The organism is Marinospirillum perlucidum (genome assembly GCF_003336805.1).
GTDB classification, from domain to species: domain Bacteria; phylum Pseudomonadota; class Gammaproteobacteria; order Pseudomonadales; family Halomonadaceae; genus Marinospirillum; species Marinospirillum perlucidum.
Window position 1 is genome coordinate 85,698 of the sequence record NZ_QFWJ01000002.1, and the last position, 24,043, is coordinate 109,740.

Consider the following 24,043-nt stretch of genomic DNA (forward strand, 5'->3'; position numbering starts at 1 on the left):
GGTTCTTAGTCACCGCTTGTTAGTCCACCCGTCGGAAAAAAACCAACGCGGGACAGGGCCCGCGTTGGCTGGTTCTGCATTTTTAATGCGGGCGATACTTATTTCTTGTCGTCTTTGACTTCTTCAAACTCAGCATCGACTGCATCATCAGGGCCTTTGCCTGCGTCAGCCTGGGCATCAGCTTCGGCACCGCCTTGCGCTTCGCCAGCTTGCTCGGCGTAAAGCTTCTGGGCCAGACCGCTGGAGGCTTCAGTCAGGGCCTGAGTTTTGGCTTCAATCTCGTCTTTATCGTCGGATTTCAGCGCTTCTTCCAGGTCAGCAATGGCTTTTTCGATCGCTTCCTTCTCGCTTTCTTCAGCCTTGTCACCGACATCGGTCAGGGTTTTGCGAGTAGCGTGAATCATGCCATCGGCCTGGTTGCGAGCCTGAACCAGCTCTTCAAACTTCTTATCTTCCTCAGCGTGTGCTTCGGCATCTCTTTCCATCTGCTCGATTTCTTCATCGGTCAGACCGGAAGAAGCCTTGATCACAATCGACTGTTCCTTGCCGGTTGCTTTATCTTTGGCAGACACGTTGAGAATACCGTTAGCATCCAGGTCGAAGGTTACTTCGATCTGAGGCACGCCACGGGGTGCAGGTGGAATATCTGCCAGGTCGAAGCGACCCAGAGACTTGTTCTGGCCTGCCTGTTTACGTTCACCCTGCAACACATGAATGGTTACTGCATTCTGGTTGTCTTCTGCGGTAGAGAAGACCTGAGACTTCTTGGTCGGGATGGTAGTGTTCTTCTCGATCAGAGAAGTCATCACGCCGCCCATGGTCTCGATACCCAGCGTCAGAGGGGTTACGTCCAGCAGGAGCACGTCCTTCACATCACCGGACAGAACCGCGCCCTGGATGGCAGCACCCATGGCAACCGCTTCATCAGGGTTAACATCCTTGCGTGCATCCTTACCGAAGAATTCGGCAACTTTGGACTGCACCAGAGGCATACGAGTCTGACCACCGACCAGGATAACATCATCCACTTCAGAAGCGGAGACACCGGCATCCTGAAGCGCAGTACGGCAAGGGGCCAGAGAGCGTTCAACCAGCTCTTCAACCAGGGCTTCCAGCTTGGCACGGCTGACTTTAACGTTCAGGTGTTTGGGGCCTGACTGGTCAGCAGTCACATAAGGCAGGTTAACTTCCGTTTGCTGGCTGGCGGAAAGCTCGATCTTGGCTTTTTCAGCCGCTTCTTTCAGACGCTGCATGGCCAGAGGATCACCCTTCAGGTCAATACCGCTGTCTTTCTTGAATTCTTCTGCCAGATAGTCGATCAGGCGCAGGTCAAAGTCCTCACCGCCCAGGAAGGTGTCACCGTTGGTAGCCAAAACTTCAAACTGGGTTTCGCCATCGACATCGGCTACTTCGATAATGGAAATATCGAAAGTACCACCACCCAGGTCATATACAGCAATGGTCTTGTCACCGCGTGACTTATCCATGCCGTAGGCCAGGGCAGCCGCTGTAGGTTCGTTGATGATACGTTTTACTTCCAGACCAGCGATACGACCGGCATCTTTGGTGGCCTGACGCTGGCTGTCGTTGAAGTAGGCAGGCACGGTAATAACCGCTTCGGTCACTTCTTCGCCCAGATAGTCTTCTGCTGTTTTCTTCATTTTCTTGAGAACTTCAGCAGAAATCTGGGGAGGGGCCATCTTCTTGCCTTTCACCTCGACCCAGGCATCGTTATTGTCTGCTTTTACGATGTTGTAAGGCACCATCTTGATGTCCTTCTGAACAACATCTTCGTCAAACTGGCGACCAATCAGGCGCTTGACGGCATACAGGGTGTTGTGAGGGTTGGTTACAGCCTGGCGCTTGGCACTCTGACCGACCAGGATTTCACCTTCTTCGGTGTAAGCGATGATGGAAGGCGTAGTGCGACCGCCTTCACCGTTTTCGATAACACGTGGGGCTTCACCGTCCAGTACAGCTACACAGGAGTTGGTGGTACCCAAGTCAATACCGATAATACGACCCATAATTCTATCTCCACAATTCTGTTAAAAATGGCTGCTTGCTTTTGCTTGCGTCTGCTTACTTTAATGTGTTCGCAAAGGCTTAATTTCAAGCGGTCTCATCAATTTTTTTTGCTGCCCCACCGGTTGTGACGACCACCATGGCAGGACGCAACAGGCGATCATTAAGGGTGTAACCCTTTTGCAGGACATCCATCACCGAGTTGGCGGGCATATCCGGATTAGGCACCATGCTCATGGCTTCATGGTACTGGGGATCAAAAGTCTCCCCCATGGGATCAACCTGTTTGATATTGAACTTACCGATCACGTCCTTGAACAGCTTGAGGGTCATTTCCACACCCTCTTTCTGGGACTCTTCCACTTCGCCCAGGGCTTCAGTGGCTTTTTCCAGACTATCGACGACTGGCAAGAGCTCCTTGGCAAATTTTTCCAAGGCAAACTTGTGCGCTTTCTCTACATCAGCTTCCGCTCTGCGGCGAACATTCTGCGCTTCGGCAGCAGCTCGCAACATTTGATCCTTGGAGTCCTGCACTTCTTTCTGCAGGCTTTCAACCTGAGCGGACAGACCCGCAATCTCTTCTTCCGGGCTCTTGGCTTCTTCAGCAGTAGCCGTCGCTTCGGCCTGCTCAGTCGTCTCGACTTCTTCCTCTTGCTGCTTGAGCTCTTCTTCTTTGCTCATAGTTCACTCCGGCAAAGGGGGCGAATCAGCGCCGCCCGATCAAAATCAGTTAACTCTCGGTTGGGTGCCTTAGTAGATAAGGGCGGACTCAAAGACTTTCAAGGTAAAATAAAAATTTATTCGGGGAACTTGCTACCCTTAGCCAGCTGAGGTATAAGTCTACTGTATAAAAAATCAGGGGAGGCTTTATGCTAGTCAGCTTAAGTATCCAGCAACTGGCCATCGTTGAACATCTGGAACTGGAATTCCGTTCCGGCATGACAGTGATTACCGGCGAAACCGGTGCCGGCAAATCCATCCTTCTGCAAGCCCTGGGGCTGGCACTGGGTGATCGTGCTGACAGCGACAGTGTTCGCCATGGTGCCAAGCGTGCAGAAATCACCGCCTCCTTTGATCTCAGCCAACTGCCTGCTGCCCGAGAATGGCTGGTTTCCCATGATCTGGACACCGAGGAATGCCTTCTCAGACGCAGCCTGCTCTCCAACGGCCGCTCCAAGGCCTGGATCAACGGCCAGCCTTGCCCGGTACAGCATCTCAAGGAGCTGGGGCAGCTGCTTCTGGATATTCATGGTCAACATGCCCATCAGTCCCTCCTGCGCCGTGAAACCCACCTCCCCCTGCTGGATGAATATGCGGGCCTGGAAAAACAGGCCGCCGAACTCGCTGTGTCCTACCGTGATTGGCAGCAAGCACGCAAACGCCTGGAGAACCTGCGCCAGCAGGATGATGCACAAAGAGCCAGAATCCAGCTTCTACGCTATCAGGTCGAGGAATTGGATCAACTGGGGCTGGCAGAAGAAGAATTATCCCAACTGGAATCTGAACAGGAAGAACTGGCCAATGCCGAGAACCTGATTCAAACCAGTCAGCAGGCAATGAGCTGTTGCGATCATGAAGAAGGGGCTGCGCTCCAGCAAGTCAGTCAGGCGCTGCAGCTGTTAACCGGCCTCAATAGCCCAGCCTTGAAGAACATTACCGAGCTCTTGTCCGAAGCCCAAATCCAGCTGCAGGAAGCCAGCCATGATCTGGAACTCTATTTGAGCAATTTGGAAATTGATCCCGCACGCCTGCAGTGGGTTGAAGAGCGCTTGAACACTATTTACCAGACAGCACGCAAGCATCACATCCCTGCTGAAGAGCTGCCAGCCCTCCACCTGCAACTCAGGCAGGAACTTGAGGCCATTGATGCTGATGAAGGCAGCTTGGATCAACTCACCCAAGAGGTTGAAACCCTGGCGCAGCAGTACCGGGATCAGGCTGAAGAACTCAGCCAGAAGCGCAAACAGGCTGCCAGTCAACTGGAGCAAGCCGTGGATGAGCAGCTCGCCTACCTGGGCATGGATAAAAGCCAGTTCCGGGTTAGCTTTGAAGCGGTCAAGACCTTCCAACCGCAAGGTAAGGATGAGGTCGAGTACCTGATTGCTCCCAACCCCGGACAACCTCCCAAGCCTCTGGTTCGTATTGCCTCGGGGGGCGAGCTGTCCCGTATCAGTCTGGCTATCCAGGTCGTCACGGCGGCAACTTCCAGCATTCCCACACTGGTGTTTGATGAAGTCGATGTCGGGATTTCCGGTGCCGTTGCCGAGATAGTCGGTCGTCTGTTGAAGCAGTTGTCACAACGGGGCCAGATCTTCTGTGTCACCCACCTGCCCCAGGTGGCTGCGCAGGGTGATCAGCACCTGCATATCCACAAGACGACGGAAGAGGAGAACACCAGAACGCAAATGCAGTTACTGGATGAAACCGGACGGGTCGCTGAGCTGGCCAGAATGCTGGGCGGGGTTAAACTCTCCGAATCCACCCTCGCCCATGCGCGGGAAATGCTACAGGAAAGCCGCCATTAAGCAGCTTTTAGAGGCGGGTTAACGCTTTTTCTTAACGTAAAGAACCAGCGCGTGATCAACCAGATCCAGACCGTGTTCTTCGGCTAGCTGGTGTTGGCGCTTTTCGATTTCGGCATCATAGAATTCGATCACTTCTCCGGTATCCACATTGACCATGTGATCGTGATGCTCTTCCTTGGACAGCTCAAAAACTGCATGACCGCCATCAAAGTTATGTTTGTCTACCAGCCCAGCCGCTTCAAACTGAGTCAGAACACGATAGACAGTTGCCAAACCAACATCTTCACCTGACTCAATCAGGGTTTTGTACACATCCTCGGCACTCAGATGGTCTTCCGTATGCCGCTCCAGCACCTGAAGTATCTTGATCCTGGGCAGGGTCACTTTAAGACCGGCCTTTCTTAATTCCTGATTTTCGTCAGCCATGGGTACTCTCTATGCTAAAGTGATCAGAAGCCTTCGCAGTTGCGCAAGGTTTTGAGTATCATTCACCTCCCTCTATTATTCACTGAAGCGACCCAGAGTTAAACCCATTTGTTATGAAAAAACCGACCAAATTACTCACTTATATCCTGCTAGTGGTCGTTGTCAGCGGTTGCAGCTGGCTGGCTCCTCACAAACGTGAAATACAACAGGGCAACCTCTTTGAACAAGAGCAGGTGGATCAGCTGGAACTGGGCATGAGTCGGGAGCAGGTAAGATATCTGCTGGGAACACCACTGATTCAACCCCTGGGGAAGGGGCAGCATTGGTACTATGTTTATCAACTGCGCCAAGGACAGGAATTACTTCAACGTAAGCAGTTACATCTAGTCTTCAGCAGCGATGCAGGCGAGGAAGCTCAATTAACGGCCATCAATTTTGAAGCCCTTGCAGAAGAAGAGGCGTCTCAGTCAGGCCCGGTTCCTTTGACTGACGATTAAACCCGGCTAGTCCCCGGCGGCTCGTTTGGCTCGGGCCGCCTTGGGATCAGCCAGCAAAGGACGGTAGATCTCTATCCGATCACCTTCACGTACGCTTTGCTCTTCAGGCTTGGCAACGGGTTTGCTGAAAATCCCCAGGCGTGCCTTTTCCACGTCAATATCAGGGAAAAAGCGTTCCATTTCGGCCAGCACAGCGGCCTGGCGAACACTGGTGCCCTCAGGTACCTCCAGCTGCAGTAATTTTTGCTTGTCCGGTAGCGCATAGGCTACTTCGATTCTAGGCATGTTTTCCGTAAACCTCGTCGGCACGCTTTACAAAGGCATCCACCAGGTTGGCGGCCATCTGACTGAACAGGGGCCCCAGGGCGGCAGACACCACACGACCCGCCAGTTCAAACTCTAAATCCAGGCTGACCTTGCAGGCCTGCTCATTCAGCGGCTGAAATTTCCATTGACCTTCCAGCTTTTTAAAAGGACCATCCACCAACTTCAGGTCGATGCGCTCGGGGTCCTTTAATTCATTCCGGGTAGTAAAGCGGTATTTCATGCCCGCTTTCGACAGTTCCAGCTCACCAATCAGATAATCATCTTTTCTTTCGATCAGGCGGGCATCACTGCAACCGGGAAGAAATTTCGGGTAAGATTCACAGTCATTGACCAACTCGAACATTTCTTTAGCCGAGTGCATGACCAAAGCCGAACGGCTGATACGGCTCATACTAGTCTCCAGTTTGCAGCTGCTTTGCTGAAGATTCTAACATGAGCGCCTTTTTCTGCAGAATTTCTCGGATAGATCAGGATCGACCTTTATATGGGCAAAAAGTCTAAAAAACCACTGAACAGCAACACGATAGCAGTCAACCGCAAGGCACGGCATGAATATCATGTTGAAGAAACCCTGGAAGCAGGCTTGGTTCTGGCAGGCTGGGAAGTGAAAAGCCTGAGAGCGGGCAAATGCCAGCTCACCGATACCTATATTCTGATCAAGAATGAAGAAGCCTGGCTGCTGGGCTCACACATTACGCCTCTAACCACTGCTTCTACTCATGTAGTGGCTGATCCTACGCGTACCCGTAAGCTGCTGCTGCATAAGAAGGAGATTGCACGCCTTCTGGGCAAGATCAACCAGAAGGGCTTTACCTGTGTGCCACTTTCGCTCTACTGGAAGGGCAACAAGGTCAAGTGCAAGCTGGCCCTGGTAAAAGGTAAACAACTGCACGACAAGCGCGCTGCAGACAAAGACAAGGATTGGCAACGCCAGAAGAGCCGTATACTGCGTGAGCAAAATCGCTGATAAACGCGGAACTTTTTTAGCAGCTTGTGGTTTAACCTAGTGACTGTGTTAAGATGCAGTCCACATCAAGGGGACGTTCTGGCTTCGACGCCGATAGCGAAACCTGAGGTGCATGCCGAGAGTGAAGTGGCTCTCGTAAATCAATCGCTTCAACGTTATAGTCGCAAACGACGACTCTTACGCTCTAGCTGCATAAGCTACTCCTGAAGCCAAGTTGCCTATCGCTGGTGGACGGAGATATGAGCGCAGTAAGATAGGATCGCAGCAAAGATAGCCTTCGTCGGCGCTGCTAAAACTAAATCGAAGGATCGCTGAAGGGTATCCTGTTCGTCGGAGACCTGACAGTTAAAACAAAAGGCGAAACTAAGCATGTAGATCCAAGGGCAGAGTGTCGGCGGACGCGGGTTCAACTCCCGCCGTCTCCACCAAACATCGGACCCCGGCAGTCAGCTGATTGCCGGGGTCTTTTTTTGCCTAGACCTTGAAGGCCCCGACCACCAGGTTGAGTTGATCTGTTTGCTGTTTCAGGGCCGTTGCCAGATCATTCAGACTGCGTGAAGAGTCATTGCTCTGTGAGGAGTAATCAGCAATGCTCTGCAGGTTTTCATTAATTTCACCCACGACATTGGTTTGCTCTTCAGTCGCAGTGGCAGTCTGCAGCGACATATTGGTAATCTCGCTGACTGCGCCTTGAATGCTGGTAAACGCATCCGTCGAACGCTCTACATCCTCTACCGTAGTCCGGACCAAATCCAGGCCCTGCTGAATCGCCTTGACCGCGCCGCTGGCTCCCTCCTGCAATTTTTCAATTTTTTCGCGAATGTCTTCTGTCGAACTTTGCGTCTGACTGGCCAGAGCCCTGACCTCTTCTGCCACAACTGCAAAGCCACGACCCTGATCACCGGCCCTGGCGGCTTCAATAGCAGCATTCAAAGCCAGCAAGTTAGTTTGTTCAGCAATCCCTTTGATGACATCGAGAACACTGCCGACGCTCTCTGCTTCGTCAGCCAAATGACCGATCGCTTCAGATGACTGGCTTAACTGACGAGACAAGTCCCGGACACGTTGGCTGGATTGAGAGGATATATCCACTCCCTGATCAACCGAGCCATGAGCCTGATTAGCGGCTTCTGCACCAGCATTGGAGTTGGAGGCAATTTCACGTGCGGCTGAATGCATTTCCTCCATGGCAACCACCACCTGGTCAACAATTTCTTGTTGTCGCTCAGTCAACTGGATGTTAGAAGCAGCTGTTGAGTGCAATAGCTGGGTGCGTTCGGTTACATCGCTATTGACCTCTTTCACCACGGATATTGATTGACGCAGCTTTTCCATGACCTGGTTAAATGCATCGGCCACCTGCCCCAGCTCGTCCTTGGAGTTAACCGGGATACGGGCAGTCAAATCGCCTTCACCCTGGGCGACATCCTTCATACGATTACGCAAGGATTCTATGGGTGTTACCAAGAAACGAGGAGCAAGGATTCCAGCCAGAATAAATGCGATCACCAATACTGCCAGCTGAACCAATTGCATAAAGGTCTGCTGCTCCAGGGTGGCAGCAGCCTGAGTGGAAGAATCCTGGGCCAAGCTATCAATGCGTTCGCCCAGACTATTTAACAGTTCGCGGGGAGCCTCGAACAATTCGGTGCGTTCTTCTAGGCGAGGGTTTTGCAGCAACTCCTCGGAGTGCCTCTGCCAACGCTCCATCAGCTCTTGATACTCCTGTTTGCGCTCTTGCGGTATCACTGCTCCGAGATAATCGATCGCGTGCAGACCCCGTTCCAGTGCCTGGGTGTAGTTGTCAGTTCGATCCGCATCCAGGCTATCCCAACCTTGACGACTTCCTGCAGCCAGCAAAGCTCTTTGCTCCCTAAGCGCTACCAGATTCTGATACAAATCGCGATCGGCATTGAGTACAGCTGAAATGGCGGGAAAGTAGTCCTCGTCAAAACTCTTCACCTGGGTAAGCAGACTATTCATAGCCAGGTAAGAAGAAGCATTCATGTAGATAATTAACAAAGCGGCTAAAAGCAGTGGCAACCTGATTTTATGCTTGAGTGACCAGTTTTTTATACTTTGCATTCTGCGTCCCCTTATCAGCAAGCTGACTATTAATTTTTGTTAACTATCCTTGGAGTATACAAAGCAGTTTTCAAAATGACAGGCTCTTTTGAAGGGTTTTTTTTCCTGCCTTGCCTTGTATGAACAGAGCCCGAGGCATTGGATACGCCTGAAGCAGGCGGTTAATCTTGGCGGGGAATTTTCAGAACATTGCTCCAGTAGTCACCCAGACTTTTAATCACGTGTATAAACTGGTCAATGTCTATCGGCTTGGTGATGAAACCTGATGCACCACTTTCATAGCAGCTTTCTATATCCTGTTCAGCATCAGAAGTCGTCAGAACCACCACGGGCAGGCGTTTTAATCCGGCATCTTTTTTCACTTCGGCCAGAAATTCGCGTCCATTCATGCGCGGCATATTCAAATCCAGAAGAATCAAGCCCGGCGTTGCGGCTTGCTCATAAGGCGGGTCTTTTTTAAGGTAGGCTAGAGCATCCAGACCATCAACGACCTGATCCATCTGGATATCCAACTGACTCTCGCGAAAAGCCAAGCGTACCAAATGGGCATCTGCTGGTTCATCTTCGACCAGTAACACCTGCAGGGAGGTACCTGAATCTGCCGGATTTGACGTGCGTCCACTCATTGTAATGTTTTTCCCTAAATCGATGCATGGTTATGAATTGTTAGCCAGGCCCTGTTTAAAATCAAGACGGGCGGCGGCTATTTTAACCGCTTATGATATAATTACACTTTGATTTTTCTAGGTAATCCTCTATGCGCATACTCTTCCTTTCTGACTATCAGCCCCTGTACCAGGCACTGGAAGAAGAGGCCCAGCGTTACTCCGAATTGGAAATTCTATCAACCGATGCACAAACCCAGCCTTTGGCATTGCCCGATTTCGATTTTCTGCTCCTGGCCCCCTTAGGGCATTCGGGCGAAGTATCCCTGGAACCTGATTACAGTCAACTAAAGTTTTGGCAAGAAAAGCTCCCCCAGTTATTGGAGCTAAGCGCCTCCCGACAAGCGCAGCTACTGCTGATTTCATCGGACCGGGTTTTCTCGCCCGAACAACAGGCCGTATCTGAGCAGGACCCCACCTTAGCGGAAGACCAGCTGGCTTTGCGACTCCTCGAGCTAGAACAAGCTGCTGGCAGCTACCCTCAAAGCATTATTTTAAGGACGCCACCCCTGCTGAGTTCATCCCTTCAGGGAGGACTGGCCCAGCTAATTGAACGCTGCAAAAAACATCAAGCTCCGGATGATATCGATTACAGAGGCCTGCAACCACTCGATGATTTGGCCAGGGTTCTGCTTGGCATCGCACTGCAACTGGATTCTGGTGCCCAGGCTCATGGTATTTATCATTACGCAGGCAGCGAACCGGTCAGTCAAACTGAGCTGATGCATACCTTGGCACGTTATTTGAACACCCCCTCCTACCCTGGCGACCTGTCCGGCACCACTCGCCAGGGCATGAATACCCAACACCTACTGGAAACCTTTGGCGTGCACCCCCGTGCCTGGCGCGCCTCCTTGCCCGATTTACTGGAGAAGCTGGATGGCTCTGTCCACAGCGACAAAGATGACACCTAACACTAATCTCAAAAGCCGCCCACTGGGCAGCCTGCTGTTTTATTTTGGCTATTTTTTTGCACTGTTATTTATCGGCGCTCCACTTGCCCTGGTGGTATGGCCGCTGCCAGTCACCAAGCGCTTTCGATTACTGAACTGGCATAGCCGCTTTGTGATCTGGTGGTTACAACTCACCTGCGGCATCACCTATCGTTTTGAAGGCAAGGAAAACCTGCCTGATGGTGCTTTTGTGATGGTCGCGAACCATCAAAGTGAATGGGAAACCATGTATTTGCAAACCCTTAAACCGCCAATTTGCACTGTACTCAAGCAGGAGCTTTTAAACCTGCCCATCTTTGGCTGGGGGTTGAGATTGATTAAGCCTATCCCTCTGGATCGTAGCCAACCGGCAAAGATGATCCGCATCCTTCTCAAGGTCGGTGCCGAACGTCTTGCAGAAGGTATTTCAGTGCTGATTTTTCCGGAAGGTACGCGGGTGCCCCCTGGGCAGCGCAAAGCTTTCAGCAAGAGTGCCGCCATGCTGGCGTGTCGTGCAGGAGTACCTGTGGTTCCTATTGCTCACAATGCTGGCGAGCACTGGAGTAACAAGACACTGATCAAGTATTCCGGTGTTCTGACCATGCGAATCGGTCAGCCCATAGCGACCCAAGGCAGGAAGGCCGACGAGGTTACTCGGGAAGCAGAGGAGTGGATCGAAGCACAGCTGGCCGAGATATCTCAAATCCCTCGACCAGCTGTACCAACAACTGAGGATTAATCCTGGTAGCGCTGGAACACCAGGCAGGCGTTCGTACCACCAAAACCAAAGCTGTTGGAGAGAACTCGGTCAAGCTTCACGCCCTCGCGAGCTTGGCCGGTGACCAGATCAAAGCCTTCAGCCGCTTCATCCAGCTCCGTCACGTTGGCAGAAGCTGCAATGAAATCATTCTCCATCATCAACAGAGAATAGATGGCTTCCTGAACGCCTGTGGCACCCAGGGAATGACCGGTCAGCGATTTGGTTGAACTCATCGCCGGGCTCTGGTCACCAAAAACTTCGCGAATGGCTTTGAGCTCCGCCACATCACCAACAGGCGTGGAAGTACCGTGAGTATTGATGTAGTCAATATCCCCTTCCAGGTTCTGCATGGCCTGCTGCATACAACGTACAGCACCTTCACCGGAAGGAGCGACCATGTCGTAACCATCCGAGGTTGCACCATAGCCAACCAGCTCACCATATATCTTGGCACCACGAGCCTTGGCATGCTCTAGCTCTTCCAGAACCAGCATACCGCCGCCACCAGCGATAACGAAACCATCACGGGCCTTGTCATAGGGGCGCGAGGCTTGTTCAGGATTATCGTTGTAGTTGGTAGTCAGGGCACCCATGGCATCAAAGAGACAGGAAAGTGTCCAGTGCTCTTCTTCACCGCCGCCGGCAAACACGACATCCTGCTTACCCAACTGAATCATCTCCATGGCATTGCCGATGCAGTGAGCCGAGGTGGCACAAGCCGAGGAAATGGAATAGTTCACGCCCTTGATTTTAAAGGGTGTGGCCAGACAGGCTGAAACCGTACTACCCATGGTGCGAGTTACCCGGTAGGGCCCCACACGACGCAGGCCTTTTTCACGCAGTACATCGGCAGCTTCTACCTGGTTGGCCGAGGAGGCGCCGCCAGAACCGGCGATCAGGCCTGTGCGAACATTAGAAACCTGCTCTTCGCTAAGACCGGAATCAGCGATCGCCTGCTGCATGGAAAGATAAGCAAAAGCAGCAGCATCACCCATAAAACGCTTGAGTTTGCGATCCACCAATTCATCCAGGTTGAGATCCACGCTGCCTGCAACCTGGCTGCGAAAACCCTTGTCAGCATATTCCTGTTTGAATTTGATGCCAGAGCGCCCCTGCTTAAGAGCCTCCAGAACGCTTTGTTTATCCGCACCCAGGCAGGAAACTATACCCAGGCCTGTAACAACAACTCGTTTCATTGATTCTGCCCTCTTTTAGAATCCACTAGTGCTGGTAAACAGTCCTACGCGCAGATCCTTGGCTTCATAAATCTTACGACCATCAACTTCCATGATGCCGTCGGCAATACCCAGCACCAGCTTGCGGTTCATCGTGCGCTTGATATCAATCTTGTAGGTCACCAGCTTAGCTTCTGGCAAGACCTGGCCGGTAAATTTAACTTCACCGCTTCCCAGAGCACGACCACGACCCGGGTTACCTTGCCAACCCAGGTAGAAACCGACCAGCTGCCACATGGCATCCAGACCCAGGCAGCCAGGCATAACCGGATCACCGGGAAAATGGCATTCGAAAAACCAGAGGTCGGGATGAATATCCAGCTCGGCAATGATCTGCCCTTTGCCATAACTGCCGCCATCGGCATTGATTTCAACAATACGATCCAGCATCAGCATGTTGGGAACTGGGAGCTGGGCATTGCCGGGGCCAAAGAGCTTACCATGACCGCAATCGAGCAATTCTTCGTAGGTGTAGGAGTTTTTTTGATTCACTGAGTCTTTCCGCTGTTGAGTAATGAGGGTTTATGCTTATAGTTATGTTAGTGCCTAGTTTACTGACTTGAACCCAAGTTTGCATCTATCTGCAGTCCTGCATTGAATCCATCAACTCTACTTGGACTGCTTTTTTCTTCACCAGTGTCCCCTTGTGCTGCTTGTAGCATTATGTATTTTTTGGTTGCATTACTTAACCGACAGGTCACCTTCTGCCCTGATATAATCATATCTTATTAACTCCACTTGTTTAGGTCCCTGCTTCTGACACTCGAAACAAGCAGACTGTCCACAGTATCCAGTAACTATGAAAACAAATTTACCTGTAACGGATAAAGAAATCTCTCTGTCGGCAGGGGATCGTCTGGTATCCACTACAGACCTCAAAGGCATTACTTGCTATGCCAACCAGGATTTCCAGCGTATCAGCGGTTTCAGCTGCGATGAGCTCGTGGGCAAAAATCATAACCTGGTACGTCATCCGGATATGCCGCCACTGGCTTTTGCCGACCTCTGGCAGCGCCTGAAAAAAGGTGAATCCTGGATGGGAGTGGTTAAGAACCGCTGCAAAAATGGCGACTTCTATTGGGTGGATGCTTTCGTTTCCCCCATTTTCGATGGTGAAGAACACACCGGCTATCAGTCAGTGCGGGTCAAACCCGGTAGCAAGCTGGTGGAAAGAGCCCAGAGTACCTATACAGCCATCAACTCGGGCCGCCAAAAAGCACCCAAGAAACGCTGGTCGGCTTATGGCGTTATCCTGGGGTTAGTGCTTTTACAGATTCTTTCCAGCCTGGTCACCCTCTATGCCGTGGACAGCCGTATGCTGGCGGGCTTCCTGGTGGGCTCGTCCGGTCTTGCCATTCTTGGTGCCGCTGCCTGGTTCCTCAACCCCTTGAAGAATGTCTATGGCAAAGCGCTCAGCATCGTTGATAACCCGGTCGCTCAACAGATCTACAGTGACAATATGAGTGAATTCGGGGCTCTGGATTTGGCCCTGCGCATGCAGGAAGCCCAAATCCGCACGGTTGTAGGTCGTATTGAAGATTCAACCTCGGCACTGGATACCGTAGCCACCTCCACCGATACAGCCATGCATGAGGCCGAAAACCAGGTCAAACGCCAAGAAGAGCATCTGGATCAACTCGCTAGCATGGCTGAACAACTGGCTGGCAGTATTCATGAACTGGAAAACAATATGCAGGGTATCAATGATGCCAGCCAGGACATGAATGCCGAAACCCAGCGCGGTCAGGATAGTGTTGCCGAAAGTGTGCGCAGTGTTAGACGCATGGCGGAGCGTTTTGAACTCGCTGTGGATCGAATTGAACAACTCAGCGACGATGCCGATGCCATCAGTGACAGCATCAAGGCCATTACCGATATTGCCGACCAAACCAACCTGCTGGCCCTGAATGCGGCCATTGAAGCCGCTAGAGCCGGTGAATCCGGGCGAGGCTTTGCTGTGGTTGCCGATGCAGTCAGGCAACTGGCTGGCAGTACCCAAGAGGTAACGGAAACCATTACCGGTCGTATTGAGGCGATTCGCAAGAACATTGGCGTGGCTGTCGAACAGATGCTGGCCAGTCGTGAAGATAGCCAGGAAACCGTTGCCCAAATCGAGGCGGCAGGCGAGGTTCTCTCTGGCCTGACATCAGCTGCTGATGAAGTTCTGGGCGCCAGCCAGAGGGTCGCTGCGGCCATCGAACAACAGGTAACCGCCAGCGATAGTGTTGCCGACAGCCTGGTTCAAGTTCGTGATCTGGCCCATGCCACTCGTGATAAAGCTGAAGACACCTCCAAGAGTGCTGACCAGCTTACTGATCAGGTCAGACAAATGCATTCTCTAGCGCGCGCCTTCGGGCGCAGGTAATTATCAGCATGCAGGAATTTTTTCGTGACTATAGCCCACTCATCGCCTTAGCTCTGCTGCTTGCAGGGACTTTTCTGGGCTACTGGTATCGCAAACACAAATTCCGTAATCGTCAGGTGATCTTCCGCCTACTCAAGCAGGTTTTTGATCATACCCACGATGGGGTCACGATTACCGATCCCGAGGGCAACATCATCGCTGTCAACCGTACCTTTACCCAGGTAACCGGTTACACCGAAGAAGAAGTCTTGGGTGAAAATCCTCGGATTCTCAGCTCCGGCTACCATGACCGGGATTTTTATGAAAACTACTGGCAAACTCTGCTACGCGATGGCATCTGGCAGGGTGAAATCTGGAACCGGCGCAAGGATGGTGAAATCTATCTGGAATGGCTGACAGCCAAGGCAGTCAAGGATTCGGATGGAGAAATCACCCATTATGTTGCCATTTTCACGGATATTACTGAGCACCGCCGCCAAGAGGCCCGGTTGGAGCATGCGACCGAGCATGATCGTCTGACCGGTTTGCCCAATACAGCCAACACCCTGCGTGAACTCTCCCGCCAAGTACCCAATTTACAGCGCCACTGGTGCTTTGCCCTGATTGATATCGACAATTTTCGCCTGGTCAATGCCAGCTATGGTTTTGCCGTCGGGGATCAGTTGCTGGGCAGCCTGGCCAGACGCCTCAAGGAAGCCTCCCAGGGTTTGGTCGCTCGTCATTCTGCCGATGTGTTTATCTGTACCTTTCCTCTCAACCCCCATGATGATGAAAAGGACCGGCGTGAGCAGTTGGCCAATATCCGCCAACATCTGGGCCGCCCTTTTTCCATCAAAGGCAAGTTGATGGAGTTCAGCTTTACGATGGGAACCAGCATCTGGAAGGATGCCAGCCTGGCCGTCAATGAACTTCTTCAGCAATCCGAGCTGGCCCTGCATGCGGCCAAAGCGCGAGGTGCCGGACAAACACGCCACTACAGTGAAGATCTCAAGGAAAACAACAACCCGCTGGTACTACTTCAGGGTTTACGCGAGGCTCTGTCCAACAATCAGCTGAGCCTTAATTTCCAACCCCTGGTCGCTTCCGGCAGTCAACGCATTCATGCTCTGGAAGTGCTCTTGCGTTGGGACCACCCGACCCTGGGTCGAATTCCACCGGACCAGTTTATTCCTCTGGCTGAACGTCATGGCCTCATGGAACCTCTGGGTCAATGGATACTGGAACAGTCGCTGAAGCAGTATTCTGCCTGGCAGGACAAGGAAATAGCGCCCAGCCGTATCGCTGTTAATGTATCCCCACTGGAATTTCAGGCCGAGAATTTTGTTGAAAATGTCCAGTCACTACTGGGTAAATACCAGCTCAACCCGGAGGTCCTGGAGTTGGAACTGACAGAAGGGGTGTTTGTGCAGCGTGACAAGGAAACCCTGGATCGGCTGGACCAACTCTCCAGTGTCGGAGTTCATCTGGCGATTGATGATTTTGGTACAGGCTATTCCTCGCTGGCCTATCTCAAGCACCTGCCGGTTAACCAATTGAAGCTGGATCGTGCTTTCATTCGCAGCCTGCCCGCCAATGAAGCCGACCGCGCCATTGTTGAATCAACTCTCGCACTTTGCCGCGGCTTGAAGATGACGGTTGTGGCTGAAGGGGTGGAAGAAGCAGAACAGGCTGACTATCTGGCGCGGAAAGGCTGTGATCTCCTTCAGGGCTACTATTTCAGCAAGCCGATAGAAGCGGCAGCCATGACTGAATTACTCATCCAGAACAAACTGGGCTCAAGCCTTCCGGTCACCAAATAAACAACGCTGCTGCGCCAACCATAAGAGTCCGGGAAAAATAACAGCCCAAGCCAGGGCCAGTAGCATCAGGGTGGTTGGCAGACTGCGGGGAAACTCGGCAGCTCCGAGAAGCGCCCCTGCGTAGTAGCTACTACTACCGCCCAAGGCTCCCAGAAGAGCAGCCAACCACCAGCGTCCCTGTAGCCAGGCCAGAGAATGCTTGAGGGTGGTGGCAAAAAGCAGCCAGAGAATCAGCAGCCAGCCGGGTAGCCAGGGCGCAGACCAACCCGGAAATTCCATCCAACCAGCCTGCATCCATAGGCTATCCACCAGCCCGCCCAGGGCAGCAACCAGAATCAGAAATAGAGCTTCCCCCGGTTCAGCCAACCACAAGAGATGCAGAGCGACAAAACACATCGGCAAGACTAACCAGGCAGACATCCCACCCAGCACACAGGCAAACCAGCCCAGTTGGAAGAGCACCAGGTTTGCCAGCAGCTGTTGCAGTCTTGACTTGATCACTGCCGCCACCTAAAGAAGACCGGCCAGATTGCTTCGACGATTATCCGGACGTGCCAGAAGCAGCTGACTGGTGCCTATGGCTCTTTCCAGAAAACCACCTTCACAGTAGCTCAGATAATAATCCCACATGCGTACAAAGCGTTCGTCATAGCCCAGTTGTCTGACGGCCTCCTTCTCCTGATGAAAACGCTCACGCCAATCCTTGAGCGTGCGGGCATAGTGAAAGCCGATTTCATCCAGGTGGACCAGATTAAAATCCGTTATTTTGCTCAGGTGATCCAGCAATACCTGGTGACTGGGCAGGAAACCACCGGGGAAGATGTACTTCTTGATGAAATCCACTCGTTTGACGGCTTCCCGGTAACGTTGGTCAGGCAGAGTAATCGCCTGGATCAGCGCCAGCCCCTCGGGCTTTAATCGGGCTTGCAGGGTTTGCAAATAGGTCGGCAGATACTGGTGACCCACCGCTTCAATCATTTCGATGGAGACCAGCTTGTCATACTCGCCCACCAGATCCCGGTAGTCATCAAACAGAAGCGTTATCCTGTCTTGCAGACCTTCTTCGTTAATTCTTCGCTGGGCATGTTCATACTGTTCCCGGGAGATGGTAGTGGTCGTGACCCGGCAGCCATAGTGCTTGGCGGCATAGACAGCCAGCCCTCCCCAGCCGGTACCAATTTCCAGGAGATGATCTTCAGGCTGTAGATCCAGTTTCTTGCAAATCAATTGCAATTTATAGCTGGACGCCTCTTCCAGACTGGCTCCGGGCGAAGGATAGACCGCACTGGAATACATCTTGTGTTCACGATCCAGAAAAAGGCGGAAAAAGTCATTACCCAAATCATAATGAGCGCTGATATTACGCCTCGAACCCTCTTTGGTATTGCGATTGAGGAAATGCATAAGGCGGTTGAGAGGGGCTCCCAGGCGCTTGAACGAATGATCCAGACGCCCCTGCAGCCGATCGAGATTCAACGCCATGATGCGTGTCAGGGCCACTAGGTCGGAGCAACTCCAGCGCCCCTGCATATAGGCTTCGGCTGCACCCAGAGTGCCCCCCAAAACCAATTCGCGCCACATTTCCCGATCATGAAAGCTGACCTTCACCTGCAGCTCGGCAGCTGCACTCCCCAGGCTCCAGCAACCATCTGGATCCTCCACTTGAATCCTGGCCTTGTTCAAATCTTGCAGCCAGTTCAATGCCAGCTTGCGGAAAAAACGAACCGACCAGCCAGAACTGGCCTGAGCAGGAAGCACACGTTCAGCTTTCATGACTCACACTCCTCTTTTTGCAGGATGGGGGTAGACAGGGTTCTTTTTAAGCGCCAGCCGCAGGGCTTCAAAATGTATGGCCAGCAGCACCTTTAGAGTCATCCAGGGGTGGCGCAGCAAAAGGCGTCCCATGGATAGGCCCAGATCGTCGCGACGCTGCATCACCAGGGTGGCATCAAAAGGGATAGACCCTTCCCTATCCTGGTTCTCCATGTGCATCACCAGATTTTTATCCGGCGTGTTGAATTGCCAGACGTAGGTCTGTTGCATGGGATTGAAAGGGGAAACATGCATTCTTTTCTCAAAACTGGCTTCATGGCGACGGGCTTGCGGGTCACAGCTGGCTACATAAAGCTGGCGTTCCTTCCAGGGAATATTGGAAACCTCGCCCACCACCGCTTGTAGATGCTGGTGACGATCAAAACAGTAATAGAGGCTGATCGGATTGAAGCAGAGTCCGCCATAGCGCAGCTGGGTCAGTAGAAAGACGGCACCATCAGGCCGCTGCCCCGTTTTCTGCTCCACCTGATCCAGCACCACTGCCTTGAGAGGACGTTCAGCAGGTCCCAGGTAATCCTGACGATGAAAAGCCGCCCAGCGCCAGAAACGTTTTTTTTGAGTCCAGGGTAGCTGGTCCAGCTCATCCAGATTCAACCAGCACATGAAAAGGCGGTAGCGAAACTGGTGAGGGGCAGGATAATAACGCCGATGTCGGACCCAGCCGGTATAAAAGGCACTGGTTAACTTTCGAGGTGAGGTCATAGGGAAACTCCGAGCTTTTCGGCAACAGCCAGAGCACTGACCACCCCATCCTCATGAAAACCATTGCGGCACCAGGCACCGCAAAACCAGGTATGCTGTTGGCCGTTGATTTGCTGCAGTTTCTTTTGGGCCGTGATTCCCTCCAGGGTGAAAACCGGGTGTGCATAGGTATAACGACCCAGGATCTTTTCAGGATCAATTCTGGCCGTATCGTTTAAGGTCACACAAACCGGGGTATCCAGCTCCAAGCCCTGGAGACGGTTCATATAGTAGGTCAAACTGACCAGATCCTTATCTGTCCGGCCGGGCAGCAAGCGCTCAGGAGCTCGACGACGGTAATTCCAGCTGGCCCAGGCTCGCTGCCTGGAAGGCAACAGGCTGGCATCCCGATGTAAAATGACTTCGTTGTCCTGGTAGGGAAGCTGCCCAAGTAGTGTCTTTTCACTATCGCTGGCATCCTTAAGCAAAGCCAAGGCCTGATCACTGTGGCAAGCCAAAACCACTTCATCAAAAGTTTCCGTCCCTCGAACACTCACTACCTCCACTGCATCCTCAAGGCGATTGACTGCAACTACCGGGGTTTGCAAGCGTATTCCCTGAGCAAAGGGACGTGTCAGGGGCTCCACATAATTACGCGATCCCCCCTCGATGACTCGCCACTGCGGCCGGTTTTTAACACTAAGCAGGCCGTGGTTCTTAAAAAAGCGCACGAAAAAAACCAGCGGAAAGTCCTGCATCGCGGTTAAACCCGATGACCAGATTGCCGCACCCATGGGAACCAGGTAATCATCGATAAAGGCATCTCCATAGCCTTTGCGTTTGAGGTAGGCGCCCAGGGTCTCTTCTGTAGATAAAAGACCAGCTTCCAACTCCTCGGGTGCCTCACGATTGAAGCGGAAAATATCCCTGAGCATGCCCCAGAACCTGGGTGAAAACAGTTTGCGACGCTGGGCAAAGAGGGTGTTGAGGTTATGCCCGTTGTACTCCAGGCCACTTTTTTCACAGGTGACTGAAAAGCTCATTTCCGTTGGCTGAGAAGCAACACCCAGTTGATCCAGCAGACGGATAAAGTTCGGGTAGGTCCAATCATTGAAGACAATAAAGCCGGTATCGATCGCCCATTTACGACCCGCCAGCTGAATATCCCGGGTCGCTGTATGGCCACCAAGGCGATCCTCTGCTTCAAAGAGGGTGACTTGATATTTACGTGCCAATAGGTGGGCTGCAGTCAAACCGGCAATCCCTGAACCCACCACAGCAATTTTTCTTGTTGTGTCCATCAGCGAACCATCCTCTGAGTAATCCGACTGCGCAGAAAAAAGGGCAGGCGTCCCAGCCTGCGAACTAACGCCACGAACAATCGGGGTACACGAATTTCCGGCTGGCCTTTTTTCAGCCCCAGGATGATTTGCCGGGCCGCTTCCTCAGCGGAGATTCGCATGGGCATGGGAAAGTCATTACGATCGGTCAGGGGAGTTTTCACAAAACCAGGATAAACCACGCTGACAAAGACCTTCTGGGCTGCCAGATCTGCTCTCAGGCTTTCCATGAAATAACTCACTGCTGCCTTGGAGGCACCATAGGCTTCTGCTCGTGGCAGGGGGGCATAGGCAGCAGAACTGGACAGGGCAACCAAAGCCGGGGATGGAGATCGGGACAGCAGGGCTTGAACCGCTTCCACCGAATACACCAAGCCCATAAAATTGGTTTCCAGCACGCGGCGTATTCGAGCTGCATCCACCTTGCCATCATCCAGGTATTCGCAGGTTCCGGCATTGAGAATCACCATATCCACACCGCCCAGTTTTTCCTCAATCAGGGAGACGGCCTGTTGCAGATTGACTGGTGAGGTGACATCAGCAACAGCTACTTCCACGTGAGGGTATTCGTCTGCAACTTCCTGCAGCGGTTCATAACGGCGACCACTGATGACCAGTCGATGCCCCGCTTCAGCCAGCTGCAATGCCAGCTCCCGGCCAATGCCCGAACCGGCTCCGGTAATCCAGATGCGACTTGGCTGTTGTAATGGTTTCATCGCCAAACTCCCCAAAACCCATTGAAGCTAGTGCTGCAAAGGCTTTTTCAAAATCCGCAAAAGGCGGCCCAGCAAGGGCAGGTGTTCCCAGAGCAACTGGGTGGTGTCGAAATAATCCCGATGTGCCACCACCTTGTTATCCAACCAATGCAAACAACTGGCACCTTCAACCGACACCGGTTGGCCACGGTTGATACGCTTATGGGTGTAGGTCATCACCCAGCTACACCAAACACGCTGCCCCACTAGATCCGGTTCGGAAAATTCGAAACGGATGCTCTCTACACCGGCATAGAGACGATCAAAATAAGCAATCAAAGCCTCGAGTCCCACGACCTGATGCAGTGGATCAGTGAAGACAATCTCTTCAGCATAGAAGTGACCCAGAGCTTTAGTAGAATTCTTGTCTAACTTTTGATAAAAGTCAAAAAATTCTTTTACTCTTCCTTCACAAATCATGGACAAACTCCCTGAGAGCAGGTTTTTAGGTAGAGGTAGCCTAGACTGCAAAGACAGTCAGTCTTTAAAACCTAGACACTGAACTCAGGGTTTGTACAGGAATTTTTTTCTATTGGAAATCGCAGGGAGCCTGGAAGTGAAGCTTTTCACCTGTCTCTGGATGAGTCAGGGACAGGCTGGCAGCATGCAGAAGGAGTCGGGGACTGGCTGCACGCACAGCAGGAGGGGCATAGAAGCGATCACCCAGAATAGGGCAACCCAATGCCAGTAGATGGACCCGCAATTGGTGAGAACGCCCGGTAAAGGGGTAGAGTTCCAGCAGGGAGGAAGCCTCGTCTTCCTGCAAAAGCCGATAACCGGTGCGTGATGGCTTGCCGGTATCATGACAAACCTTTTGTAGCGGTCGGTTGGGCCAGTCGCAAATCAGAGGAAGGTCAATTTCGCCTTCAGGCTCGGGAGGGCGACCTGCCACTCGAGCCAGGTAGGTTTTATCAATCTTGCGATCCTGAAACTGGATTTTCAGCGCTGATTCCGTCCTTTTTCTCAGCGCTATCAGCAACAGCCCGGAAGTATCCATGTCCAGCCGGTGCACCAGTTCAGCATAGGGAGACAGGGATTTGATGCGCCGGGCCACACTGTCTGCCAACCCCGGATCTTTCCCCGGGTTGGAAAGCAGGCCCGAAGGCTTGTTGATCACGGCCAGAAAATCATCCTGGTAAATCAGGTCCAGCCAGGGTTCGAGCGGAGGCTGATAATCCTCGGCAGAAAAAACCGGCTTCATTGCGGTTTGTCTTTTTGCACCAGAACCCAGGGAGCAATCACCAGTGCCCAGACTTCACGATTATTATCGTGCCAGTCTTGGGCATCAGCGTTAGCCACCGAATCCAGCTGGCCGGCATCCATCCAGGCCTTGACCTCTTCCTTGTTATCCTGGATCAACTGATAACCCACCTCGGTCATATCCAGATCGGAAGCCACCTGAACCACCACGCCACGCGCATGGAATTTCTCCAGTTCCCGCCAAAGAATCGGGGCTGTTTCCAAAGCCAGCTTCTGACGTAAAAGTTCGGGATCGTTAGCATCCGGGTAGTCTTCGCTCATGGATAACCTCAAGTTGGTAAAAAGTGTTTTTTCCTGTTCCTACAGCCGGATTTATGTGTAGTATTTACTGAGGCTGCTGGTAAACAAGGTATTTTAATCCATTCGCTTCAGGGATGCGAAACAGCACGCCAGACCGTTTAATAAGAAAAATGAGAGTGGGAGCTTTCCTATCATGAAAAACAACGAATGCAACACGGGCCGTCGTAAGTTTATCCAGACGGCTGCTTTGGGTGCCGGTGCCGCTGCAGCCAGTGTCGCTGCCCCCAGTATTGCCAACAGCCGTATCACCTGGCGCATGGTTACTACCTGGCCCAAGAACTTCCCCGGTCTGGGTGTTGGTGCACAGCGCCTGGCAGACCGCATTACTGCCATGTCCGGTGGTGAGCTGACCGTTCAGGTTTATTCTGCCGGTGAACTGGTTCCTCCTCTGCAGTCTTTCGATGCTGTTATCGAAGGCTCTGCTGAAATGAGCCATGGTGCCGCCTACTACTGGCAAAACAAGAGCCCTGCCACCTCCTTCTTCACTGGCGTTCCCTACGGCATGACTTCACGCGAGCTGTCTGCCTGGATTCGCTACATGGGTGGCCAGGAAATCTGGGACAAGGTTTATGACCAGTTTGGCGTTAAAGGCTTCCTGTCCGGTGATACCGGTACCCAAGCAGGTGGTTGGTTCCGCAACGAAATTCATAGCCTGGATGACGTTCAGGGCCTGAACTTCCGTACGCCCGGCATTGGTGGCCAAGTTTGGCAGCGTATGGGTGCCAACGTGGTCAACATGGCTGGCGGTGAAATCTACCAGGCGCTTCAGTCAGGTGCGCTGGATGCAGCCGAGTTTGTCGGCCCCTACAACGATCTGGCTTTGGGCTTCCACCAGATCTGTAAGGAATACTACCTGCCCAGCTTCAACGAGCCCGGGCTGGCCACCGAGCTGGTGGTCAACAAATCCAAGTTTGCTGAACTGCCAGAACGCCTGCAGAAGATCGTGGAAATTGCCTGTCAGGCCGAATACGACCAGGTCGCTTCCGACTTCTATGCCAATGACCCCATTGCCTTGAAAACCCTGGTTGAAGAACATGGCGTCAATCTGCGTACCTTCCCTGAAGACCTGCTGCAGGCCGGTGCCAACGCAGCCATGGATATCATCAACGAACTGCGCGAGCACAGTGATCCCCTTACCCGGGAAACTGCGCAGAGTTATGTCCGCAATTTCAACCTGCTACGCACCCGTACCGAACTGGTGGATCAGCAGTTTGGTATTGCCCGCGAGAAGTACATCAAATACGAGTGATCTTTTCGCTTTACACA

The 24,043-nt window shown here is 52.5% G+C and carries 25 protein-coding genes and 1 other RNA gene; 9 read left to right on the top strand and 17 right to left on the bottom strand.

What is annotated here, in order from left to right:
• Positions 1 to 98 precede the first annotated feature (98 nt).
• A complete protein-coding gene (gene dnaK / locus DFK18_RS02915) occupies positions 99 to 2,027 on the bottom strand; it encodes a molecular chaperone DnaK (RefSeq protein ID WP_114416718.1) in 1,929 nt (642 codons plus the stop codon).
• Positions 2,028 to 2,112: 85 nt separating this feature from the next.
• Positions 2,113 to 2,706: a nucleotide exchange factor GrpE gene (gene grpE / locus DFK18_RS02920; protein WP_114416719.1), complete on the bottom strand. Its 594-nt coding sequence runs from the start codon at positions 2,704 to 2,706 to the stop codon at positions 2,113 to 2,115.
• Between the two features lie 188 nt (positions 2,707 to 2,894).
• Here grpE and recN point away from each other — a divergent pair, with 188 nt between their 5' ends.
• On the top strand, positions 2,895 to 4,550 hold the full coding sequence (gene recN, locus DFK18_RS02925) for a DNA repair protein RecN (RefSeq protein WP_114416720.1): 1,656 nt from the start codon (positions 2,895 to 2,897) through the stop codon (positions 4,548 to 4,550).
• 18 nt (positions 4,551 to 4,568) lie between these two features.
• Here recN and fur read toward each other — a convergent pair whose 3' ends face one another.
• Positions 4,569 to 4,976, bottom strand: a complete 408-nt coding sequence (gene fur / locus DFK18_RS02930; RefSeq protein ID WP_114416721.1) for a ferric iron uptake transcriptional regulator — start codon at positions 4,974 to 4,976, stop codon at positions 4,569 to 4,571.
• A gap of 113 nt (positions 4,977 to 5,089) precedes the next feature.
• Between fur and DFK18_RS02935 the strand changes: the two genes are divergently transcribed.
• Complete coding sequence (locus DFK18_RS02935) at positions 5,090 to 5,473, top strand: outer membrane protein assembly factor BamE (RefSeq protein WP_114416722.1); 384 nt, start codon at positions 5,090 to 5,092, stop codon at positions 5,471 to 5,473.
• A 6-nt stretch (positions 5,474 to 5,479) separates the two neighbouring features.
• On the opposite strand, the gene DFK18_RS02940 is transcribed toward DFK18_RS02935, so the two are convergent.
• Positions 5,480 to 5,758: an RnfH family protein gene (locus tag DFK18_RS02940; RefSeq protein ID WP_114416723.1), complete on the bottom strand. Its 279-nt coding sequence runs from the start codon at positions 5,756 to 5,758 to the stop codon at positions 5,480 to 5,482.
• Positions 5,751 to 6,191 carry a type II toxin-antitoxin system RatA family toxin gene (locus DFK18_RS02945; RefSeq protein WP_114416724.1) on the bottom strand — a complete coding sequence of 147 codons (441 nt, stop codon included), beginning with the start codon at positions 6,189 to 6,191 and terminating at the stop codon, positions 5,751 to 5,753. The genes DFK18_RS02940 and DFK18_RS02945 overlap by 8 nt, the downstream gene beginning before the upstream one ends.
• Positions 6,192 to 6,284: 93 nt before the next feature.
• Here DFK18_RS02945 and smpB point away from each other — a divergent pair, with 93 nt between their 5' ends.
• Positions 6,285 to 6,767: an SsrA-binding protein SmpB gene (gene smpB, locus DFK18_RS02950; RefSeq protein ID WP_114416725.1), complete on the top strand. Its 483-nt coding sequence runs from the start codon at positions 6,285 to 6,287 to the stop codon at positions 6,765 to 6,767.
• Positions 6,768 to 6,836: 69 nt separating this feature from the next.
• Positions 6,837 to 7,195: a transfer-messenger RNA gene (gene ssrA / locus DFK18_RS02955) on the top strand.
• A 46-nt stretch (positions 7,196 to 7,241) separates the two neighbouring features.
• Here the strand turns inward: ssrA and DFK18_RS02960 are convergent.
• A complete protein-coding gene (locus DFK18_RS02960) occupies positions 7,242 to 8,852 on the bottom strand; it encodes a methyl-accepting chemotaxis protein (RefSeq protein ID WP_114416726.1) in 1,611 nt (536 codons plus the stop codon).
• A gap of 161 nt (positions 8,853 to 9,013) precedes the next feature.
• A complete protein-coding gene (locus tag DFK18_RS02965; protein ID WP_114416727.1) occupies positions 9,014 to 9,478 on the bottom strand; it encodes a response regulator in 465 nt (154 codons plus the stop codon).
• A 131-nt stretch (positions 9,479 to 9,609) separates the two neighbouring features.
• On the opposite strand from DFK18_RS02965, the gene DFK18_RS02970 reads away from it, so the two are divergent.
• Complete coding sequence (locus DFK18_RS02970) at positions 9,610 to 10,431, top strand: sugar nucleotide-binding protein (protein WP_114416728.1); 822 nt, start codon at positions 9,610 to 9,612, stop codon at positions 10,429 to 10,431.
• Positions 10,421 to 11,188, top strand: a complete 768-nt coding sequence (locus DFK18_RS02975; protein WP_114416729.1) for a lysophospholipid acyltransferase family protein — start codon at positions 10,421 to 10,423, stop codon at positions 11,186 to 11,188. The genes DFK18_RS02970 and DFK18_RS02975 overlap by 11 nt, the downstream gene beginning before the upstream one ends.
• On the opposite strand, the gene fabB is transcribed toward DFK18_RS02975, so the two are convergent.
• Positions 11,185 to 12,405 carry a beta-ketoacyl-ACP synthase I gene (fabB, locus tag DFK18_RS02980; RefSeq protein WP_114416730.1) on the bottom strand — a complete coding sequence of 407 codons (1,221 nt, stop codon included), beginning with the start codon at positions 12,403 to 12,405 and terminating at the stop codon, positions 11,185 to 11,187. The two genes, DFK18_RS02975 and fabB, sit on opposite strands and share 4 nt — an antisense overlap.
• Before the next feature lie 15 nt (positions 12,406 to 12,420).
• Complete coding sequence (gene fabA / locus DFK18_RS02985; RefSeq protein WP_114416731.1) at positions 12,421 to 12,936, bottom strand: 3-hydroxyacyl-[acyl-carrier-protein] dehydratase FabA; 516 nt, start codon at positions 12,934 to 12,936, stop codon at positions 12,421 to 12,423.
• Positions 12,937 to 13,243: 307 nt separating this feature from the next.
• Between fabA and DFK18_RS02990 the strand changes: the two genes are divergently transcribed.
• Positions 13,244 to 14,809 (top strand): methyl-accepting chemotaxis protein, encoded by a 1,566-nt coding sequence (locus DFK18_RS02990; RefSeq protein WP_114416732.1) that lies wholly within the window; start codon positions 13,244 to 13,246, stop codon positions 14,807 to 14,809.
• Positions 14,810 to 14,817: 8 nt separating this feature from the next.
• Complete coding sequence (locus DFK18_RS02995) at positions 14,818 to 16,608, top strand: putative bifunctional diguanylate cyclase/phosphodiesterase (RefSeq protein ID WP_114416733.1); 1,791 nt, start codon at positions 14,818 to 14,820, stop codon at positions 16,606 to 16,608.
• Here DFK18_RS02995 and DFK18_RS03000 read toward each other — a convergent pair.
• The 8 genes from DFK18_RS03000 to DFK18_RS03035 form a co-directional block, all read right to left on the bottom strand.
• On the bottom strand, positions 16,585 to 17,109 hold the full coding sequence (locus DFK18_RS03000) for a DUF2878 domain-containing protein (protein WP_218563891.1): 525 nt from the start codon (positions 17,107 to 17,109) through the stop codon (positions 16,585 to 16,587). The genes DFK18_RS02995 and DFK18_RS03000 overlap by 24 nt on opposite strands.
• Positions 17,110 to 17,118: 9 nt before the next feature.
• The gene (locus DFK18_RS03005) at positions 17,119 to 18,381 is read right to left on the bottom strand and encodes an SAM-dependent methyltransferase (protein WP_114416734.1); all 1,263 of its coding nucleotides are present in this window, start codon (positions 18,379 to 18,381) and stop codon (positions 17,119 to 17,121) included.
• Between the two features lie 3 nt (positions 18,382 to 18,384).
• Positions 18,385 to 19,143 (bottom strand): DUF1365 domain-containing protein, encoded by a 759-nt coding sequence (locus DFK18_RS03010; protein ID WP_114416735.1) that lies wholly within the window; start codon positions 19,141 to 19,143, stop codon positions 18,385 to 18,387.
• Positions 19,140 to 20,423, bottom strand: coding sequence for an NAD(P)/FAD-dependent oxidoreductase (locus tag DFK18_RS03015; RefSeq protein ID WP_114416736.1), 1,284 nt, complete (start codon positions 20,421 to 20,423; stop codon positions 19,140 to 19,142). Before DFK18_RS03015 ends, DFK18_RS03010 begins: the two co-directional genes overlap by 4 nt.
• Positions 20,423 to 21,178, bottom strand: a complete 756-nt coding sequence (locus tag DFK18_RS03020; RefSeq protein ID WP_114416737.1) for an SDR family NAD(P)-dependent oxidoreductase — start codon at positions 21,176 to 21,178, stop codon at positions 20,423 to 20,425. Before DFK18_RS03020 ends, DFK18_RS03015 begins: the two co-directional genes overlap by 1 nt.
• A 27-nt stretch (positions 21,179 to 21,205) precedes the next feature.
• Positions 21,206 to 21,637, bottom strand: a complete 432-nt coding sequence (locus DFK18_RS03025) for a nuclear transport factor 2 family protein (RefSeq protein ID WP_114416738.1) — start codon at positions 21,635 to 21,637, stop codon at positions 21,206 to 21,208.
• 109 nt (positions 21,638 to 21,746) lie between these two features.
• Positions 21,747 to 22,418, bottom strand: coding sequence for a pseudouridine synthase (locus tag DFK18_RS03030; protein ID WP_114416739.1), 672 nt, complete (start codon positions 22,416 to 22,418; stop codon positions 21,747 to 21,749).
• Positions 22,415 to 22,738 (bottom strand): DUF2288 domain-containing protein, encoded by a 324-nt coding sequence (locus DFK18_RS03035; RefSeq protein WP_114416740.1) that lies wholly within the window; start codon positions 22,736 to 22,738, stop codon positions 22,415 to 22,417. Before DFK18_RS03035 ends, DFK18_RS03030 begins: the two co-directional genes overlap by 4 nt.
• 172 nt (positions 22,739 to 22,910) lie before the next feature.
• Here DFK18_RS03035 and DFK18_RS03040 point away from each other — a divergent pair, with 172 nt between their 5' ends.
• Positions 22,911 to 24,026, top strand: a complete 1,116-nt coding sequence (locus DFK18_RS03040) for a TRAP transporter substrate-binding protein (protein ID WP_114416741.1) — start codon at positions 22,911 to 22,913, stop codon at positions 24,024 to 24,026.
• Positions 24,027 to 24,043: the final 17 nt, after the last annotated feature.